Consider the following 19218-nt stretch of genomic DNA (forward strand, 5'->3'; position numbering starts at 1 on the left):
GGGCCGGCCAGCGGGTGCCCGGGGTTGCGCTCAGGCGGCTACCCTGAGTGCCCCCTCCTCGTACCTGTCAGCGAGGTCGCCCATGAACGACGTCTCCCGCCGGCACCGGCTCCGATCCGTCGCCACCACGCTCGCGGTGGCGCTGACCCTGACCCTGGCCGCCGCGGCGGGCTGCGACAACCGCCAGAAGCCTGCGCTGCCGTCGGTCCTCGACAAGCTGCGTGAGTCGCACATCGACGATCAGCCCAAGATCAAGATCGGGGTGTCCACCACCGAGCCGCTGATGGGCGAGCTGCGCGACGGCAGGCACAGCGGCTTCGACGTGGAGATCGCCCGCTACATCGCCGCATCGCTCGGCTTCGAGGGCGACCAACGGATCGAGTGGAAGTCACTGGACACCGAAGGCCGCATTCCGGCCCTGCAGGCCGGCACGGTTGACCTGGTCGTGTCCGGCTTCTCGATGACCGAGGAGCGCAAGAAGCTGGTCAGCTTCGCCGGACCGTACTTCGTCACCACACAGGAGGTGATGGTGCCGAAGCGGCTCAAGGACCGCATCCGCACCATCGAGGACCTCCGTAAGCCGGAGTACCGGATCTGCACCAGCGGCGGCTCCACCACCGAGACCGAACTGGAGAAGCACGGCGTCAAGACGTACGTGGCGAAGGAGGTCGGCGACTGCGTCGAGGGCATCCGGAAGGACCGCTACGACGCGGTGAGTTCGGACGAGACGATCCTCGCCGGCTTCCTCTCCCGGTATCCCACCGAGTTCGAGATCGTCGACATGCCGTTCGGCACCAGCGAGCTGCTCGGCATCGGCGTACCGATCGGCGACCCGGCGCTGCGCGACCTGGTCGCGTTCTTCCTGCAGAAGAGCTACCTGGAGGGGCGAAAGAACAACAGCAGCCCCTGGCTCACCGCCTACAACCACAGCCTGGGGCCCTGGCTGAAGGAGGACCGGTCGCAGCCGCAGCCGCTGGACGTCCCCAAGCTCGTCGACTTCGACGACAAGGCACCCCGGCGATGAGCGCGCAGGCGGCGACCGCCCCGGAGCAGACGGGTCCGGTCCCGCCCGTCCCCGCCGGCGGCGACCAGGCCGAACGGCGGGCCCGCGCCAGCCAGTCGTTCTGGACGGCGGTGGTCGGCGTTCCGGCGATCTTCTCCGTGCTCCGCCTGGGCGTCGAGGCCGGCGGGGAACTGCAGACCACCCTGCTGCTCGTCGCCAACGTCGGCACGGTCAACCTGCTCGCCGGGTTCCTCACCACGGCCGCCCGACTGCTCTCCGCCGGACTGGTCGCGGTGTTCGCGCTCGGCGCGGTGCTCCAGGTCAGCGTGGAACGGATGCCGCCGGGTGTCCGCCGTCCGCTCTTCGCCCGCTGGCTGGACATCACCCCGGCCTGGTTCGCCGGGGCCAGCTTCCTGCTGGCCGTGGTCACCTGGCCGCTGCTCTACCTGCCGCTGCTCGTCCCGGCGTTCGCGGCGGCGTTCCAGCTCAGCCCGGAGCGGCTGCACGAACAGGTGATGCCCCGCGTGCTGCTGCTCTCCGCCGGCTTCACCGGGTACCTGTGGCTCCTCGCGCCAACCCTGAAGGACGGCTGGCAGCAGCGGGAGTGGCTCGCGATGGTGCTGCTCGTCGTACCGCCGGTGCTGGCCCTGTTCGTCACCGGGCCGCTGCCGGCGGCGGTGATCCGGCCGCTGGCCCCGGTGACCGAGGCGGCGGTGCTGGCCACCCTGGTGTGGGCCGCGCTGCCGGTGATCAGCACCCCGGTGTTGCCGCTCACCGTCACGACGATCGAGTCGACGCCGGGCGTGAGCGAGGACGTCCGCGGCCACGTGGTGACCGTGGACGACGTCAACGTCGTGCTGCTCCAGGAGCGCGGCGGCGTCCGCTACGTGCCGGTCGGCCAGGTACAGGCCCAGGTGCTCTGCCCGAGCGAGGAGGAACTGCCCCGCCGGCAGCTGCGCATCCACGACTTCCATGTCGAGGACTCGCTGTTGGAGGGGCTGGGCCGGCGGGTCCGCCCGGTGCACCGCATCGACGCCGCCTGCCGCGCCGTCCGCTGACCGGCGAGGGGAAGTCGTCGGAACACGGGTGTGGGGCGGGATTGTCCTGTCCGGCCCTATGCCTTGCTGTTCAGTCGTCGGCCATGACGCCAGCCTGCCGTAGCAGGGTGCGGATCCACTCCCGCGACAGGCCGGTGGTCGCCACCAGGTCACGCATCCGCGTGCCGGCCTTGGCCTCGACGACGATAGCTTCAGCCAGCTCCTGGCGGGCCTGCCGCAGGCTGTCCTGGCTATCCCTCAGCGCCACCTTCGCCGCGTCGACGGCCTGTTGCGCCGCACGATACGTCGCAGACGCGGAGGCGAGATCCTGGGCCACGAGCGTCACCCTGTCACACGCCTGATCTTGGCCAGCCATCAGCCGCAGAGCTGGCCAACAACGCATGGAATGCCTGGCCAAGAAGGCGTACGGTTACGGGCGAGCCACGAAAGCGGAACCCCGCCGTGACATCACCGCAACGGGGGCCCTTGATCGGACGATAGAGGTCCAACCCATGCGCACCCCACCTATCGCCCCTCGCCGTCGTGGATGGCGACAGCGGCCGTGACGTGATCCTGTCCCTCGGGCAGGGTCGCGTGTTGTCCTATCAGATCCGGCGGCTGCTGGACCTCAACAGGGGCAACCCCGGTATCAGAGGGCAGAGCCGATAGACGCGATCTCGGAAAGAAACTGCCCTTCCCGGGGCCGTTTCCGTCCAAGATCTCCACAATGGCCTCAGTAGGACTTTTCCTGGTTGAGGACGTGTTGGGCGACGAAGTTGAGGATCATCTCGCGGCTGACCGGGGCGATCCGGCCCGCCCGCACCGCGCCGAGCAGCGTGGCCACGCCGTACTCGGTGGTCATGCCGGCCCCGCCGAGCGCCTGCACGGCGGTGTCCACGGCGAGTGCGGCGGCCTCGCCGGCCGCGTACTTGGCCATGTTGGCGGAGACGCCAGCTTCCAGGTCGCGGCCCGTGTCGTAGAGGGTGGCCGCCTTGTGGATCATGAGGCGGGCCAGTTCCACCTGGACGGCGGCGTGCGCGAGGGGGTGGGACACGCCTTGGTGCGAGCCGATGCTCCGGCCGCCCCACACCTTGCGGGTGGCGATGTACTCGCTGGCCCGCTTGATCGCGTATCGGCCGGTGCCGGCGCTCATCGCGGCGACCGTGATCCGTTCCGGGTTCAGCCCGGAGAAGAGGGCCGGCAGCCCGGCGTCCAGGGATTCGCCGACCAGCGCGCCGGCGGGCAGCCGGACGTCGTCCAGGTAGAGCAGGAACTGGTTCTCCGGGGAGAGGATCTCCATGTCCAGCTTGGACCAGATCAGTCCGGGGGCGTCGGCCGGCACGATGAACAGCGCCGGCTTCAGCTTCTGCGGAGCGACGTCCCCTGAGCCGGCATTGCCGTCTCCGACGGCGACGCGGGCCACCACCAGTATGTGCTGCGCCTCATCGACCCCGGAGATGTAGCACTTGCGGCCGGAGAGCAGCCAGTCGTCGCCGTCCCGGCGGGCCACCGTGCGGAGCCGGTGGAAGTTCGAGCCGGACTCCGGCTCGGTGATCGCGAAGACGATCTTCTGGGAGCCGTCGGCGAGGCCGGGCAGGTGGCGCTTGCGCTGTGCCTCGGTGCCATGTTTGTTGATCACGGTGGCGGCGATGGCGGGGGAGACCACGAGCAGCAGCAGCGGGCAGCCGGCCCCGGCCAGTTCCTCGCAGACGAGGGCCAGTTCGGTGATGCCGCCGCCCCCGCCGCCGTACTCGGTGGGGATGTTGACGCCGAGGTAGCCGAGCCGGCCGGCCTCGTGCCACAGCTCGGTGGTGTGCTCGCCGGCCTTCGCCTTCGCCACGAAGTAGTCGTGGCCGTACCGGCGGCCCAGCGTCCGGACGGCGTCGCGGAGCTGCTCCTGCTCGGGAGTGAGGTCGAAGTTCATCGCGGTTCCTCCTCGGGGGTGACCACGGCCAGCACGGCCCCGGCGTCGACCTGGCCGCCGGGCGGCACCGGCAGCTCGGTGACCATGCCGTCGGCCGGGGCGAGCACGGGGTGTTCGAGCTTCATCGCCTCCAGGGTCAGCAGCAGGTCACCGGCGGCGACCCGCTGGCCGACCTCGACGTACACCCGGGCGACCGTGCCGGGCAGCGGCGCGAGCAGCGACCCGGCCGCCGGCTCCGCGGCGGTCAGCGGGAAGCGTGGTAGCACGGTGAGGCTCGCCGCCCCGTCCGGGCCGTCCACGAAGACCGCCGACCCCACCCGGTGTACGCGGAACACCCGCCGCACCCCTGCCACGTCGAGCACGACCCGGTCCGGGGCGGCCTCGACGAGTGCCACGGCCGGCACCGAGCACTCGGCCAACGCACCCGCGCGGTCCAGCCGGTAGCGGACCTCGATCACGCCGTCCGGGCCGGTGAAGCGGGTGACCTGCGGGAACGCCGGCACGTTGCGCCAGCCCGAGGGCAGGCCCGCGAGGACCGGAGCGGCGGCCCGGCGGTCGGCTGCCGAGGCGAGCGCGGCGGCCAGCGCGAACAGGGGGAGTTGGTCGCCGGGGAGCAGCGGGGCGAAGACCTCGGGGTGCCGGTCGAGGAAGCCGGTGTCGATCTCGACAGCGCCGAACTCCCGGCTGCGCAGCACCCGGACCAGCAGGTCCCGGTTGGTGGCGACGCCGTGCAGCTCGGCCCGGGCGAGCGCCCCGGCCAGGGCCCGGGCCGCCTCGGCGCGGGTCGGTGCCCAGGCGACCAGCTTGGCGAGCATCGAGTCGTAGTGGACGCTCACCGCCGAGCCGTCCACCACGCCGGAGTCGAGCCGGAGCCCGTGAAGCGGAGCGAACTCCCCGGCCACTCCCGGGACCGAGAACCGGTGCAGGACCCCCGTCGCCGGTCGATGGCCCTGGGCCGGGTCCTCGGCGCAGAGCCGTACCTCGATCGCGTGGCCGTCGGTCGGCGGGGTGGCCGCCAGCGGCAGCGGCTCGCCCTCGGCGACCAGCAGTTGCAGCCGGACCAGGTCCAATCCAGTGATCAGCTCGGTGACCGGGTGCTCGACCTGGAGGCGGGTATTCATCTCCAGGAAGAAGACCTGCCCGTCGGGGGCGAGCAGGAACTCGACCGTTCCCGCTCCGACGTAGTCGACCGCGCGGCCGGCCGCCACCGCCGCCTCGTGCAGCCGCTGCCGCACCTGCGGCGGGACCACCCCGGGCGCCTCCTCGACGATCTTCTGGTAGCGGCGCTGGATCGAGCACTCGCGTACCCCCAGGGCCACCACCGTGCCGTAGGTGTCGCCGAAGATCTGCACCTCGACGTGCCGGCCGTGCTCGACGTACCGCTCGACGAAGACCGTGCCGTCGCCGAACGCGGCGGCCGCCTCGCGGCGCGCGGCGGCGACGGCCCCGGCGAGCCCGGCGGCGTCGCGGACCATGCGCATGCCCCGCCCGCCGCCGCCCGCCGCCGCCTTGACCAGCACCGGGAAGTCGGTCACCTGGTCGGCGTCGGTCCAGGTGGGCAGCATCGGCACGCGCGCGTCGGCGAGCAGCGCCTTCGCCGCCAGCTTGTCGCCCATCGCGGCGATCGCCTTGGCGGACGGGCCCACCCAGGTCAGCCCCGCCTCGGTCACCGCCGCGGCGAACTCGGCATTCTCGGCGAGGAAGCCGTAGCCCGGGTGGACGGCGTCCGCGCCGGCCCGGCGGGCCGCGTCGAGGACCAGGCCGATCCGCAGGTACGTCTCGGCCGGCGTGTTCCCGGGCAGGCGTACGGCCTGGTCGGCCTCGGCGGCGAAGGGCGCGCCGGCGTCCGCGTCGGAGTGCACGGCGACCGTCTCGACGCCGAGCGCGCGGCATGTGGCGAAGATCCGGCGAGCGATCTCGCCCCGGTTGGCCACCAGTAGTCGGTTGATCACGGGCGCTGCACCTGCCTTTCGTTCGCGACTGCGGGACTCTGCTTCGCTGCGTTCCTCGCGCTCACGGTTACATCCGGAAGACGCCGAAGCCGTCGGCGCCCTTGACCGGTCCGTTGTGGATCGCCGACAGGCAGAGCCCGAGGACGGTACGGGTGTCCCGGGGGTCGATCACGCCGTCGTCGTAGAGCCGGCCGGAGAGGAAGAGCGCCCCGGACTGGGACTCGATCTGCTGCTCGACCATCGCCCGCATCGCGGCGTCGGAGTCCTCGTCGTAGTCCCGGCCCCGGGCGGCGGCGGCCTGCCGGGCCACGATGGAGAGCACCCCGGCGAGCTGCGCCGGACCCATCACCGCCGACTTGGCGTTCGGCCAGGTGAACAGGAACCTCGGCTCGTACGCCCGGCCGCACATGCCGTAGTTGCCGGCGCCGTACGAGGCCCCCAGGTTGACCGTCAGGTGCGGCACGGTCGAGTTCGACACCGCATTGATCATCAGGGCGCCGTGCTTGATGATGCCCCGCTGCTCGTACTCGGTGCCGACCATGTAGCCGGTGGTGTTCTGCAGGAAGACCAGCGGGGTGTCGGCGGCGTTGGCGAGCTGGATGAACTGGGCCGCCTTCTGCGCCTCCTCGCTGAACAGCACGCCCCGGGCGTTGGCCAGCACGCCGACCGGCCACCCGTGCAGCTCGCCCCAGCCGGTGACCAGCGCGCCGCCGTAGCTCGGCTTGAACTCGTCGAACTCGCTGCCGTCGAGTACCCGGGCCAGCACCTCGCGGGGGTCGAAGGGCACCTTGAGGTCGGCGCTGGCGACGCCGAGCAGCTCCTCCGGGTCGTACCTCGGCGGCTGCGGGTACGCGGTGCGCGGCGGCGGCCCCTGCTTGCGCCAGTTGAGCCGGCGTACGCACTGACGAGCCAGCCGGAGGCCGTCCCGCTCGTCCTCGGCGAGGAAGTCGGCCAGGCCCGACCTGGTGGCGTGCATGGCCGCCCCGCCCAGCGACTCGTCGTCGGTGACCTCGCCGGTGGCCATCTTCACCAGCGGCGGCCCGGCCAGGTACACCTGGGACCGGTCCCGGATCATGATGGTGTAGTCGGACATCCCCGGGAGGTACGCGCCGCCGGCGGTGGCGTTGCCGAAGACCACGCTGATCGTGGGGATCCTCGCCGCGGAGAGCCGGGTCAGGTCGCGGAACACCCGGCCGCCCGGGATGAAGATCTCCGCCTGGGTGGGCAGGTCCGCGCCGGCCGACTCGACCAGGTTGACCATCGGCAGCCGGTTGGCCAGGGCGATCTCGCCGGCCCGCCGGGTCTTCGCGAGGGACCACGGGTTGACCGCGCCGCCGCGTACGGTCGGGTCGTTGGCGACGATCAGGCACTCCACGCCCTCTACCACCCCGATGCCGGTCACCACACTGGCGCCGACCGGGAAGTCGGTGCCGTACCCGGCCACCGGCGACAGCTCCAGGAACGGGCCGTCCGGGTCGAGCAGCAGCTCGATCCGCTCCCGGGGGAGCAGCTTGCCGCGCCGGTGGTGCCGGGTCACGTACTTCTCTCCGCCGCCGGCGCGGGCCTGGTCGAGCGCGGCCTCCAGCTCGGCGAGGCGTTCCAGCAGGGCGTCCCGATTGGCCCGGAAGGCCGGCGAGGACGGGTCGAGCGCGCTGTCCAGCGTGGTCACAGCGGCCTTCTTCGTTCGTGACTGCGGGGCTCGCAGACCCGGCTCACTCCTCGCACTCACAGGCCGATGCCCTTCGCGATGATCTCGTTCATGATCTCGGTGGTGCCGCCGCCGATGCCGAGGATCCGGGCGTCCCGGTAGTGCCGCTCCACCTCGGCCTCGCGCAGGTAGCCGAAGCCGCCGTGCAGTTGCAGTGCCGCGTCGACCACGAAGTCGCAGGCGGCCACGGCCACGTTCTTCGCCATCGCCACCTCGGTCACCACCGGCTGGCCGGCGACTACCCGCTCGGCCACCTCGTGCACGTACGCCCGCGCCGCCTCGGCCCGGGTGTGCATCTCGGCCAGCCGGTGCCGGATCAGCTGCCGGCTGGCCAGCGGCCGGCCGAACGTGGACCGGTCCCGGCACCAGCGGACCGCCAGCTCGACGCAGCGCTGCGCGGTCGCGTACGCGCTCGTGGCCAGGGAGAGCCGCTCGGTCGCGAAGTGCTGCATGATCATCAGGAAGCCCGTGTCCTCCGGGCCGATCTGGTTTGCCACCGGCACGCGTACGTCCGTGAAGGACAGCTCGGCCGTGTCCGAGCAGTGCCAACCCAGCTTCTCCAGCCGTCGGCCCACGGTGAAGCCGGGCGTGCCCTTCTCGATCGCCAGCAGGCTGAGTGAACCGGAGCCGGGAAAGTCGGTGCAGACGGCGGTGGTCACGAAGTCGGCCCGGACCCCGCTGGTGACGTACGTCTTCGACCCGTTCACCAGGTAGTGGTCGCCGTCCCGGCGGGCGCAGGTGCGGATGCCCGCCACGTCGGAGCCGCCGTCCGGCTCGGTGATCGCCAACGCGCCGATCATCGTCCCGCCGAGGGTCGGCCGGACGTACCGGTCGATCAGGTCGTCGTCCCCGGAAGCCACCATGTGCGGCAGCGCGATGCCGTGCGTGAACAGCGCCGCGACCAGGCCCGACGAGCCGCCCGATCGGATGATCTCCTCGGTGACCACAATCGAGTCGAGCAGGTCGCCGCCGCTGCCCCCGACCTTCTCTGGAAAGCCGATGCCGAGCAGTCCGATCTTCGCGGCGGTCTCGTGCAGCGACCGGGGCACCTCGCCGGCCCGCTCCCAGTCGTCGAGGTGGGGCAGCACCTCCCGGATCACGAAGGCCCGGGTCAGCTCGCGGAGCTGCCGGCGTTCCGGGGTGTCCACGATGGTCATCGGCGTACCTCCCCGACGTTCGACGGGCCGGCGGGCAGGTCCGCCGGCAGGTCCGCCATCCGGGAGCGGAGCAGCTCACCGAGCGCCTTGGCCTGCGGGTCGAAACGGGTGGAGGCGGCCACCCCCGCCCCGAGCAGCCCCCGGATCACGAAGTTGACCGCGCGCAGGTTCGGCAGCTCGTACCGCTCGACGGCCAGCGGGGCGGTCTCCGGCAGCAGCTCGGCCAGCCGTTCGACGGTGAGCCAGTTGCGCAGCCAGGCCCAGGTCGCGTCGGTCCGGGCCCAGACGCCGAGGTTGGCGTCCCCGCTCTTGTCCCCCGAGCGCGCCCCGACCAGCTCGCCCAACGCGCCCCGCCGGGTCGGGTGCAAGGAGGGGCCCCTTGTTAACGGATTCTGTTGTATAGGGGGCCCCGGCAAACACCTGCGGGGCGGGGGAGGGATCGGCAGGCGGGTGCCGTCGGGCAGCACGGCGACGTGCGCGACCGCGTCCTGCGGCACCGTGTCGGCGGTGAAGACCCCGTAGGGCGTCGCGTCGCCGGGCGGGGTGGTCAGGGTGCAGCCCGGGTAGGAGGCCAGCGCCAGCTCCACAGCGGCCGCCGAGAAGGCCCGCCCGGCCCGCGCCCGGTCACCGTCCCGCAGGTGTACGTGCAGCAGCGCGCTCGCCGCCTCGGTGTCGGCGGCGTCCGGATGGTCGGTCCGGGCCAGCACGAACTCCAGCCCCTCCTTGCCGACCGCCTCCTCGAGCTGGGCCCGGACCAGGGCCGCCTTGGCCGGGATGTCCAGCCCGCAGAGCACGAACGTCATCGAGTTGCGGAAGCCGCCAAGGTTGTTGACGCCCACCTTGAGCGTCGGCGGCGGGGGCGTGCCCAGGGCCCCGCTGACCCGTATCCGGTCCGGGCCGTCCTGGCTCAACCGCACCGTGTCCAGCCGGGTCACCACGTCCGGCCCGAGGTACGCCGGCCCGTCCACCTCGTACAACAGCTGGGCGGTGACGGTCTCGACGGTGACCGCGCCCCCGGTGCCCGCGTGTTTGGTGAGCACCGACGAGCCGTCCGGATGGATCTCCGCGATCGGGAAGCCGGGTCGGCGCCCACCGTCGGGCAGTTCCGTGAAGAAGCTGAAGTTGCCGCCGGTGACCTGCGCCCCGCACTCGATCAGGTGCCCGGCGACGGTGGCCCCGGCCAGCGCGTCCAGGGCGTCCCGGCGCCAGCCGAAGCGGGCGATGGCCGGGCCGACCGCCAGCGAGGCGTCGGTGACCCGGCCGGTCACCACGACGTCCGCCCCCGCGTCGAGGCAGGCCGCGATCCCGAACGCCCCCAGGTACGCGTTGGCGGTCAGCGCGCCGGGCCGGTCGAGCGCGTCGCCCTCGACGTACCCGATCCGGACGCGGAGGCCGAGCCGGTCGGCGAGCGAGGCGATCGCGGCGGCCAGGCCGGCCGGGTTGAGCCCGCCGGCGTTGGTCACCAGCTTGACCCCGCGACCGAGCGCGGTGCCGAGGCAGCCCTCCAGTTGGCGGAGGAACGTCTTCGCGTAGCCGAGGGCGGGGTCGCGCTGCCGGTCGCGGCCGAGGATCAGCATGGTCAGCTCGGCCAGGTAGTCGCCGGTCAGCACGTCCAGCTCGCCGCCGTCGAGCATCTCCTGCCAGGCCGAGAAGCGGTCGCCGTAGAAGCCGGCGGCGTTGCCGACCCGCAGCACGCTCATGTCCCCACCTCGCTTCGCTCGGCGGCGCCATGAGGCACCCACGCGCTGAGCCCGACGATTTGCTCGCTCATGTCGTGGCCCCGCTGCCGGCGGGTGCCCGCTTGACGCCGGGTGGGCCGGCGAACGCCTGGGCCACGTCCAGCCACTCGTCCGCGACCGGCCCGGTGGCGACCAGGGCCAGGTCGGCGCGGTGCCGACGCTGGGTGACCAGCAGGCAGAAGTCGAGCGCCGGCCCGGTGACCCGGTCGGCCGCGTCCGCCGGCCCGAAGGCCCAGGTGCCGCCGTCGGGCCCGGCCAGCTCCAGGCGGACCGGCGCCGCCGGCACCGGGCGGCCGTGGACGGCGAAGCCGTGCCCGAGGGTACGGAAGCCGAGGTGCGCGACGTGCCGCAGGCGGATGGTCGGGGGCCGGCGAACGCCGAGCGCCTCGGCCAGGTCCTCGCCGTGCGCCCAGGTCTCCATGAGCCGGGCGGTGGCCATCGAGGCGGGTGACATCGTGGTCCCGTACCAGGGCAGCTTTTCGCCGGGTGGGGCGGCGGTGAGGGCCGCCGCGAGCGTGGCGCGGCCGTCCCGCCAGCGGGCCAGCAGCTCGGCCGGCGGGGCGAGGAACGACTCCGCGCCGTCGTCGACCAGGCGGGACGGGTCCGGTGTGGCCGTGACCGAGGCGAAGAACGCCGCGGCGTCGGTCGCGGCGAGGTGGGCCACGTGGTCGGTCCAGGCCAGGTGCGCGATCTGGTGGGCGACCGTCCAGCCCGGAGCCGGTGTCGGCCGGCCCCACTCCTGGGGAGGCAGCGCGGCGGCGAGGGCGTCAAGCTGCTCGGACTCGGCGGCCAGATCCGCGAGCAGTGCTGTCAGGTCGACCATGGTGCCTCCGGATGGGTGGGCCGGTCAGGGGTCAGGGCCGCTCGCTTCCGGGTGCTCCGCCGGCGTCCGGCGGGCCGTCGTCGGGCGTGAGCAGGGTGGTCAGCTGGCGCTTCCAGCTGTGCAGCAGGGCGGTACGGCGGGCGGAGTCATCGCTGAGCAGGTTGGCAACGCCGAGGCCGCGGAGCAGGTCGAGGGTGGTCTGCACCGCCTCCCGTACGCCGGGCCGGCGCTCGTCCACCCCCAGCAACTCGACGGTGAGCCGGTGCATCTCCCGACCGACCCGGGCCTCGAGGGGTACCAGGGCGTCGCGCAGCTCGGCGTCGGTCCGGGCGGCCACCCACAGCTCCAGGGCGGCGACGAAGAGCGGCCCGGTGAAGGCGGCGGCGAGCAGGTCGACCACCCGGTCCAGCCGGTGCGGGCCGGCCGGCAGGCCGTCGGCCTCGGTGCGTAGCTCCGCCGCCCGGCGCTCGGTGAGGTGGGCGACGGCGGCGGTGACCAGGGCGGCCTTGGTCGGGTAGTGGTGCAGCTGGGCGCCCCGGGAGACGCCGGCCCGGGCCGCCACGACGGTCGTGGTGGTGCCTGACCAGCCGCGCTCCACCAGGCACTCGACGGTCGCCTCCAGCAGCCGCGCCTGGGTGGCGCGGCTGCGTTCCTGCTGCGGGACGCGGGTCGATGCATCGGCCACAGAGGACAGCCTGCCGCCGGAAGAAGAAACCGTCAAGACTGACTGTTTCTGCGCCCGCCCGCTCGAAGGCGCCTACCGGATCAGCCAGCACGACCTGGTCACGTGGACAGCCACATGCCTGCTCGACCGGCCCCGGCTGTTCGGCCGGGCCTGTCTGCTCAGCCGGGCCCGGCCGCTCGGCGGGCAAGGCAGTGCCACGCTGCCCGCGTTCACCACCAGCCGACGGTGGGCGCGATTGTCGCCGCTACCTACCGTGGACGCCGACGGCCGGGGCTGCACGACGGCCGGGGCGGGGGAGGCGGCGGTGGCGAGGCGGAAGAGACGACGCTGGCGGCAGGAGCTAGCGGCGACCACGCGCCGGACGCTGACCACCCGGCGGGAGCTGCGGTCGGTGAACAGGCGGCTGCCGCCGCGCGGCCCGGTCCAGCGCGAGCCGCGGAGCCGCTGGCGGCCCGGCTATTGGCTGCGGCACCCGGTGTTCGCCGCGCTTCTGTTCGGCTGTGGGGTGCTGATCCTCGTGAGCTGCGGGGTCGGCGGACTGGTCGACCAGAAGCATCTGCGGGAGCGGGGCGAGTCCACCATCGCCGTCGTCGAGGTGGCGCGCCAGCAGCGGCGGGGGGTCTGGATGACGGTGCGGATCACCACGCCCCGGGGCGAGGTGGTGAGCGCGAGAGTGATTCACCCACCGGGCGACCTGCCGGCCCCGGGGGACCGGCTCACCGTCGTCTACGACCCCGAGGAGCCGGAGTACGCGTACCTGCCCGGCGACGGGCAGGCGGCGGGCAGCGCCGTCCTGATCATCGCGCTCGGGGTGGTGCCCGGTGTGCTGTACGGGTGGTACCTGCGGCGGACCTGGTGGCGCTGGCGCGACCAGGCCGAGAACTGGCGGCACCGTCGGCCGGTGCGCCGGTTGGGCGTACGTCAGGATCCCTGGCCACGTCGACGGGCCTGACCCTGGGATGCGACCGGCCCGGACCGCATCGGGGCGGCCGGGCCGGGAGCTGCGTCGGGGAGCGGTCAGACCCGCGCGCGGCGGGCCAGGCGCTCCGGGTCGAGGATGATGATGCTCTTGCCGTCCAGCCGCAGCCAGCCGCGCGAGGCGAAGTCCGCGAGGGCCTTGTTGACGGTCTCCCGGGAGGCGCCGACCAGCTGGGCGATCTCCTCCTGGGTCAGGTCGTGGGTCACTCGCAGCACGCCGCCGTCGCGGGTGCCGAACCGGCCGGCCATCTGGAGCAGGTTCTTGGCGACCCGGCCCGGCACGTCCGTGAAGATCAGGTCGGCCAGTGAGTCGTTGGTCCGGCGCAGCCGGCGGGCGAGCACCCGCAGCAGCTGCTCGGCGATCTCCGGCCGGTTGTTCAGCCAGGGCCGCAGTGCCTGCTTGCGCAGCCGCACCAGCCGGGTGTCGGTCACCGCGGTGGCCGTCGCCGTACGCGGGCCGGGGTCGAAGAGCGACAGCTCACCGACCATGTCCGACGGGCCCATCACGGCGATCAGGTTTTGCCGGCCGTCCGCCGCGCGGCGGCCCACCTTGATCTTGCCGGTCAGGAGGATGTAGAGGCTGTCGCCGGGCTCGCCCTCGTTGAAGACGACCTCGCCCTTGCGAATCTCGACCGTCTCCATCTCCTTGGCGAGCGCCTCGGCAGCCTCCGGGTCGACACCCTGGAAGATCCCGCTGCGGGCCAGTACCTCGTCCATCGCGCACCTCCGCCTGCGCGTGCCGTCCGTCGGCCGGGTCCGCCGTCCGCTGGTCCCTCGCGCGCCGCCAAGTCTAGGCGCACATGAGCAGGAATCAGAGGTGCACCCCTTGGATCATAGGCTCTGGGACATGCTGCGCGAGCCGTTCCTGACCATCCGTCCCGAGGACGGGCGGGATGTCCCATTGCTGGTCTGGCGGGCCGAGGAGCCGCTGCTGGCGGTCGGCACCGCCCCGCTCGGGGGCGGGATCGGCGTACGCCGGTGGGTGGTCAACGCGACCGTGCCGATGTCGTACGACCGGGACGACCCCGCGGACCACCTGGCCGAGCTGGCCGACGGCCTGGGCCTGGCCGGACCCGGGGTGGGGCTGCTGACCGGGGTCGACGTGGCCGAGGTCGTGGCCCGGACCGACACCGGCGTGCGGGTCTGGGCGACGGTCGGGCTCGGCACCCCGGTCTGGGCCGCCGCGCCCGCGCCCGCGACCCCGGCCCAGCGCGTCGGCACGGTCAACATCGTGGTCCACGTCCCGGCCCGGCTCGGCGAGGCCGCTCTGGTCAACGCGGTGGCCACGGCCACCGAGGCGAAGGCACAGGCGATCTGGGAGCTGGGGTTGCCGGCCACCGGCACCCCCACGGACGCGGTCACCGTGCTCTGCCCGGCCGACGGCGAGCCGGCCCCGTACGGCGGCCCCCGGTCGACCTGGGGTGCCCCGCTGGCCCGGGCCGTGCACGCGGCCGTCCGGGCCGGCGGCGCCGCCGCCGTCGTGCCCTGGTCCGACCGCAGGGCGGGCTGAGCCCGGCGAGGTTTCCCGAGACCGGCCGGCATTTCCGGCCGATTGGCCGTCGTCAGGCAGCCTCTCGGGCGGTACGGTCGCGGGCGATGTATGCTCCCGCCCGCTCCGCGTCGCGTCCCCGTCGTCGTCGACTGGTGGCCGCCTTCGGCATACTGGTGTTCGCCCTGCTCGCCGCTGGCTGTAGTGATGCCGGCGACGGCGGACCGGTCTGGCAGTCGGGCGCGGGACCTGGGCCCACCGGCGCGGCGACCCCCGTAGGCGCCAGCCCGTCCAGCAAGCCGGACGAGCCCTCGGAGACCGTCTCGCTCGCCGCGACTGGCGATGTGATCATGGGCAACGCGCCGTCCCGGCTCCCGGCCAATGGGGGGAAGGGCTTCTTCGACGACGTCAAGGCCGCGCTCAAGGCCGACCTGATGATGGGCAACCTGGAAGAGCCGCTCACCGAGGACACGGGCACCGGCAAGTGCGCGCCCGGCGCGACGAAGTGCTTCCAGTTCCGGGCACCCCCCGGCTACGCGGCGCACCTGCGCGACGCCGGGTTCCACCTGCTCAACCAGGCCAACAACCACGGGTACGACTACGGCCCGCGGGGCTACGAGAACACCAAGGCCGCGCTGGAGGCGCACGGGCTCAAGCACACCGGCGCGCCCGGCGAGATCACCGTGGTCGAGGTGCGGGGCGTGAAGATCGCGGTGCTGGGCTTCTCGGCGTACGCGTGGTCGAACGACCTCAACGACATCGAAGCGGCCAAGAGGGTGGTCGCCCAGGCCACGGAGCAGGCCGACCTGGTCGTGGTGCAGGTGCACATGGGGGCCGAGGGCGCCGACCAGACCCGGGTCAAGCCGGGCACCGAGATGTACGCGGGGGAGAACCGGGGCGACCCGATCCGCTTTTCGCACGCGGTGATCGACGCGGGCGCGGACCTGGTGATCGGGCACAGCCCGCACGTGCTGCGCGGCATGGAGTTCTACAAGGGGCGGCTGATCGCGTACAGCTTGGGCAACTTCGCCGGTGGCGGGAAGTCGTTGAGCAGCACCGGCCGGCTCGGCTGGGGCGGTGTGCTGAAGGTCTCGCTCACGGCGGACGGCAGCTTCGTCGACGGTGGGTTCACCTCGACGGCGATGAACGGCGTGGGGCGGCCGGGGATCGACGGGCAGCACCGCGGCCTCGGGCTGGTCCGGGAGGTGAGCAAGGCGGACTTCCCGAAGACCGGTGCCCGGCTCGACGCGAACGGCCGGATCACCGCCCCGGCGGGCGGGTAGCGCGGCCGATCCGCGTGTGGGCCGCACCGGGAGATCGTCCGCGCGACGTAGGCTGGCCGGCGTGACCACGAGTTCCCCCGAGACCAAGCTCGGCCGTACGCGCCGCGCCCGGCGGATCGGTCGGGCGCTGGCCGAGACCCATCCCGACGCACACTGTGAACTCGACCACTCCAGCGCGTTGGAGTTGGCGGTCGCCACCATCCTGTCGGCGCAGTGCACCGACAAGAAGGTCAACGAGGTCACCCCGAAGCTCTTCGCCCGCTACCGCACCGCCGCCGACTACGCCGGGGCGGACCGCGCCGAGATGGAGGAGCTGATCCGGCCCACCGGGTTCTACCGGAACAAGACCACCTCGCTGATCAACCTCGGTCGGGCGCTATGCGAGCGGTACGACGGCGAGGTCCCGGGCCGGCTGGCCGACCTGGTCACCCTCCCCGGCATCGGCCGCAAGACCGCCAACGTGATCCTCGGCAACGCCTTCGGGGTCCCCGGCATCACCGTCGACACGCACTTCCAGCGGCTGGTCCACCGGTGGAAGCTGACCACCGAGACCGATCCGGTCAAGATCGAGCACGCCGTCGGCGCGCTGTTCCCGAAGCGCGACTGGACGATGCTGTCGCACCGGATCATCTTCCACGGGCGGCGGGTCTGCCATGCCCGCAAGCCCGCCTGCGGCGCCTGCACGTTGGCGAAGCTCTGCCCGTCGTACGGCACCGGGCCGACCGATCCCGTGGTGGCGGCCAAGCTGCTCAAGGGGCCGCGCGCCCGGGACCTCGCGGCGGCCGTCGGCATCGACCCGGACCTGGTGCCGCAGCAGGCGGTCGCGGCGGAGGTGCCGTGACCCGGCGGCTCGCGTACCTCATCGTCCCGCTGCTGCTGGCGTCCGCCGGCTGCACCCCCACCGCCGAGCAGCCCGCGAGCCCGTCGGCGGCCCGGGCCGAGCGCCCCTCGCCGTTCGCCGGCTGCGCCCCGCTGACCGCCGCGCCGCCCTCGGCCGCCCCGGTGCCGGCCGGCGCTCCGGGTGGCTCGCTGCCCGAGCTGGCCCTGCCCTGCTTCACCGGGGGCGCCCCGGTGTCGCTGCGGGACGTCAAGGGCCCCGCTGTGATCAACGTCTGGGCGTCCTGGTGCCCGCCCTGCCGCAAGGAACTGCCCGCCTTCCAGCGGCTCAGCGAGCGGGCCGCCGGCCGGTTCCAGGTGATCGGCGTGAACAGCCGGGACAGCCGCGACGGGGCGCAGTCCATCGGCGAGGACTTCGGCGTCCGCTTTCCCATGCTGGTCGACCAGGGGAATGCGTTCGAGCGGGCGCTCGAACGCACCGCCTTCCCGCTGACCGTGCTCGTGGACGCGGACGGCCGGATCCGGCACACCGACTCGACCGGCGCGTTGGACGACGCCCGTCTCGCCGAGCTGGTCCGGGAGCACCTCGGCGTGGAGATGTCGACGTGAACGGGTGCGCCGCGCCCCGGTCGGAGCAGGGATCATGACCCGGCAGCCGCCGGCGTGGCTGGGCCCGCTGCTCGGCCGGCTCGGCACCGCCCGCGCCGAGGATTTCACCCGGCTCATCACCCCGGAAAGCGGCGGCCGGGAGAGCGCCGTGCTGGTGCTGCTCGGCGAGGAGGCAGGGGCCGGCCCGGATGTGCTGGTCCTGCAGCGCGCCGCCACGCTGCGCAACCACGCCGGTCAGCCGGCCTTCCCCGGTGGCGCGGCCGACCCGGAGGACGCCGACGCCAGCGCCACCGCGCTGCGCGAGGCGAACGAGGAGGTCGGGCTCGACCCGGCCAGCGTCACCGTGCTCGCCGAGCTGCCAAAGCTGTGGATCCCGGTCAGCGACTTCGTCGTCACCCCCGTGCTCGCCTGGTGGCACGCCCCGCACCCGGTGCATCCGTGCGAACCGGCCGAGGTGGCGCACGTCACCCGGTTGCCCGTCAGCGAACTGGTCGATCCGGAGAACCGGATGCGGGTACGCCACCCGAGCGGCTGGATCGGCCCGGCCTTCTCCGTACGCGGCATGCTGGTCTGGGGCTTCACCGCCGGGGTGCTCAACACGTTGCTGGAGATGGGGGGCTGGGCCCGCCCGTGGCCACGCTCCCGGGTCGTGGAGCTGCCGCCGGCCGGTGCCGCCCCGGCCCCCTCGGCCGGCACCGACGCGGTCGACGAGAGTCCGGTCCGCTGACCTGACGGTCACGTTCCGCGAGCGATGACGGCACGCCGCTGCCGGTGCCCGTACCCTTGACGGGTGTCCGCCGTGGATCTCGTACTGCTCCTGCTCATGCTGGCGTTCGCGATCAGCGGATATCGCCAGGGTTTCGCCATCGGGGCGCTGTCCCTCTCCGGGTTCTTCCTGGGCGTGCTGGTCGGCCTCCAGGTCGGCCCGCTGGTCGCCCGGCAGTTCGACGACAGCGGGACCCGGGTGCTGATCTCCCTGGTCGCGATCTTCGGGCTCGCCGTGGCGGGGCAGGCAGTGGCCGGCTGGATCGGGTCCCACCTGCGCCAGACCATCACCAACGAGCTGGCCAGGCGGCTCGACGACATCGGCGGCGCGCTCGTCTCGGTCGTCGCGGTCATGCTGGTGGTCTGGCTGGTCGCGGTGCCGCTGGGCTCCTCGGGGGTGCCCTGGGTGGCCTCCTCGGTGCGCAACAGCGCCCTGCTCACCGTGATCGACCGGATCATGCCGGACAGGGCGCAGCAGCTCTCCACAGCGCTGCGTGACACGGTCGACACCAACGGTTTCCCGGACGTCTTCGGCAACCTCGCGCCGACCCGCGCCCGTCAGGTCGCCCCGCCGGACCCGACGCTGGAGGGGTCCCAGGTGGTGTCGAACAGCCAGCGGTCGGTGGTGAAGGTGCTGGGCTCCGCGCCAAGCTGCGCCCGCCGCATCGAGGGCTCCGGCTTCGTGTACGCGGACGACCGGGTGATGACCAATGCGCACGTGGTGGCGGGCACCCGCTCGGTGGCGGTGGAACTGCGCGGCCAGCGGTACGACGGCGACGTGGTCGCCTACGACCCGCAACGGGACCTGGCCGTGCTGCACGTGCCGGGGCTGCCCGGGCCGTCCCTCCGCTTCGCCGCGGGCCAGGCCGGCACCGGGGCGGACGCCATCGTGCTGGGCTTCCCCCTCGACGGCCCGTACGACGCCCGCCCGGCCCGGATCCGGGACGTCGACCGGATCACCGGGCCGGACATCTACTCCTCTGGGGACGTGACCCGGCAGATCTACACGATCCGGGCGCTGGTGCGCAGCGGCAATTCGGGCGGCCCGCTGGTCTCCGCCAACGGGCTCGTGCTCGGGGTGATCTTCGCGGCGGCGGCCGACGACCCGAACACCGGTTTCGCGGTGACCGCCGCCGAGGCCCGGCCGGTGGCCCTCGCGGGCGCGGAGCGTACCCGGGCGGTCGGCACCGGCGACTGCACCTGAGCGACCCGGCGTCGGCGGTCCGCGA

The 19218-nt window shown here is 73.1% G+C and carries 18 protein-coding genes; 9 read left to right on the forward strand and 9 right to left on the reverse strand.

The features are described from left to right. Nucleotides 1-82 precede the first annotated feature (82 nt). A complete protein-coding gene (locus ACNAW0_RS17260) occupies nt 83-1024 on the forward strand; it encodes a transporter substrate-binding domain-containing protein (RefSeq protein WP_416288903.1) in 942 nt (313 codons plus the stop codon). Beyond that, on the forward strand, nt 1021-2061 hold the full coding sequence (locus ACNAW0_RS17265; RefSeq protein ID WP_416288904.1) for a hypothetical protein: 1041 nt from the start codon (nt 1021-1023) through the stop codon (nt 2059-2061). Before ACNAW0_RS17260 ends, ACNAW0_RS17265 begins: the two co-directional genes overlap by 4 nt. A gap of 70 nt (nt 2062-2131) precedes the next feature. Here the strand turns inward: ACNAW0_RS17265 and ACNAW0_RS17270 are convergent, their stop codons facing one another. The 8 genes from ACNAW0_RS17270 to ACNAW0_RS17305 form a co-directional block, all read right to left on the reverse strand. Beyond that, a complete protein-coding gene (locus ACNAW0_RS17270) occupies nt 2132-2377 on the reverse strand; it encodes a hypothetical protein (RefSeq protein WP_416288905.1) in 246 nt (81 codons plus the stop codon). Nucleotides 2378-2773: 396 nt separating this feature from the next. Further along, nucleotides 2774-3964, reverse strand: a complete 1191-nt coding sequence (locus tag ACNAW0_RS17275; protein WP_416288906.1) for an acyl-CoA dehydrogenase family protein — start codon at nt 3962-3964, stop codon at nt 2774-2776. Continuing rightward, nucleotides 3961-5916, reverse strand: a complete 1956-nt coding sequence (locus ACNAW0_RS17280; RefSeq protein ID WP_416288907.1) for a biotin carboxylase N-terminal domain-containing protein — start codon at nt 5914-5916, stop codon at nt 3961-3963. Before ACNAW0_RS17280 ends, ACNAW0_RS17275 begins: the two co-directional genes overlap by 4 nt. A 67-nt stretch (nt 5917-5983) precedes the next feature. Further along, nucleotides 5984-7585: an acyl-CoA carboxylase subunit beta gene (locus tag ACNAW0_RS17285; RefSeq protein WP_416288908.1), complete on the reverse strand. Its 1602-nt coding sequence runs from the start codon at nt 7583-7585 to the stop codon at nt 5984-5986. Between the two features lie 56 nt (nt 7586-7641). Continuing rightward, nucleotides 7642-8781, reverse strand: coding sequence for an acyl-CoA dehydrogenase family protein (locus tag ACNAW0_RS17290; RefSeq protein WP_416288909.1), 1140 nt, complete (start codon nt 8779-8781; stop codon nt 7642-7644). Then, complete coding sequence (locus ACNAW0_RS17295; RefSeq protein ID WP_416288910.1) at nt 8778-10481, reverse strand: acyclic terpene utilization AtuA family protein; 1704 nt, start codon at nt 10479-10481, stop codon at nt 8778-8780. Before ACNAW0_RS17295 ends, ACNAW0_RS17290 begins: the two co-directional genes overlap by 4 nt. A 67-nt stretch (nt 10482-10548) precedes the next feature. Then, nucleotides 10549-11343 carry a TIGR03084 family metal-binding protein gene (locus ACNAW0_RS17300; RefSeq protein WP_416288911.1) on the reverse strand — a complete coding sequence of 265 codons (795 nt, stop codon included), beginning with the start codon at nt 11341-11343 and terminating at the stop codon, nt 10549-10551. Nucleotides 11344-11374: 31 nt separating this feature from the next. Beyond that, nucleotides 11375-12028 (reverse strand): TetR/AcrR family transcriptional regulator, encoded by a 654-nt coding sequence (locus ACNAW0_RS17305; protein WP_416288912.1) that lies wholly within the window; start codon nt 12026-12028, stop codon nt 11375-11377. Nucleotides 12029-12332: 304 nt separating this feature from the next. On the opposite strand from ACNAW0_RS17305, the gene ACNAW0_RS17310 reads away from it, so the two are divergent. Then, a complete protein-coding gene (locus ACNAW0_RS17310; RefSeq protein ID WP_416288913.1) occupies nt 12333-12980 on the forward strand; it encodes a DUF3592 domain-containing protein in 648 nt (215 codons plus the stop codon). A gap of 65 nt (nt 12981-13045) precedes the next feature. On the opposite strand, the gene ACNAW0_RS17315 is transcribed toward ACNAW0_RS17310, so the two are convergent. Then, nucleotides 13046-13723, reverse strand: coding sequence for a Crp/Fnr family transcriptional regulator (locus ACNAW0_RS17315; protein ID WP_416288914.1), 678 nt, complete (start codon nt 13721-13723; stop codon nt 13046-13048). 130 nt (nt 13724-13853) lie between these two features. Between ACNAW0_RS17315 and ACNAW0_RS17320 the strand changes: the two genes are divergently transcribed. The 6 genes from ACNAW0_RS17320 to ACNAW0_RS17345 all read left to right on the forward strand — a co-directional run bounded on the left by ACNAW0_RS17320 (nt 13854) and on the right by ACNAW0_RS17345 (nt 19193). Further along, a complete protein-coding gene (locus tag ACNAW0_RS17320) occupies nt 13854-14516 on the forward strand; it encodes an adenosylcobinamide amidohydrolase (RefSeq protein WP_416288938.1) in 663 nt (220 codons plus the stop codon). Between the two features lie 86 nt (nt 14517-14602). Continuing rightward, the gene (locus tag ACNAW0_RS17325; protein WP_416288915.1) at nt 14603-15778 is read left to right on the forward strand and encodes a CapA family protein; all 1176 of its coding nucleotides are present in this window, start codon (nt 14603-14605) and stop codon (nt 15776-15778) included. A 61-nt stretch (nt 15779-15839) separates the two neighbouring features. Then, entirely contained in the window at nt 15840-16619 is a 780-nt protein-coding gene (nth, locus tag ACNAW0_RS17330) for an endonuclease III (protein ID WP_416288916.1), read from the forward strand. Next, nucleotides 16616-17224 (forward strand): TlpA family protein disulfide reductase, encoded by a 609-nt coding sequence (locus tag ACNAW0_RS17335; protein ID WP_416288917.1) that lies wholly within the window; start codon nt 16616-16618, stop codon nt 17222-17224. Before nth ends, ACNAW0_RS17335 begins: the two co-directional genes overlap by 4 nt. Before the next feature lie 34 nt (nt 17225-17258). Continuing rightward, on the forward strand, nt 17259-17951 hold the full coding sequence (locus ACNAW0_RS17340) for an NUDIX hydrolase (RefSeq protein ID WP_416288918.1): 693 nt from the start codon (nt 17259-17261) through the stop codon (nt 17949-17951). 63 nt (nt 17952-18014) lie between these two features. After that, entirely contained in the window at nt 18015-19193 is a 1179-nt protein-coding gene (locus tag ACNAW0_RS17345) for a MarP family serine protease (RefSeq protein ID WP_416288919.1), read from the forward strand. The last annotated feature ends 25 nt before the right edge of the window (nt 19194-19218 follow it).

The sequence above is a fragment of the Micromonospora sp. SL1-18 genome, assembly GCF_047921505.1.
Lineage (GTDB): Bacteria > Actinomycetota > Actinomycetes > Mycobacteriales > Micromonosporaceae > Micromonospora.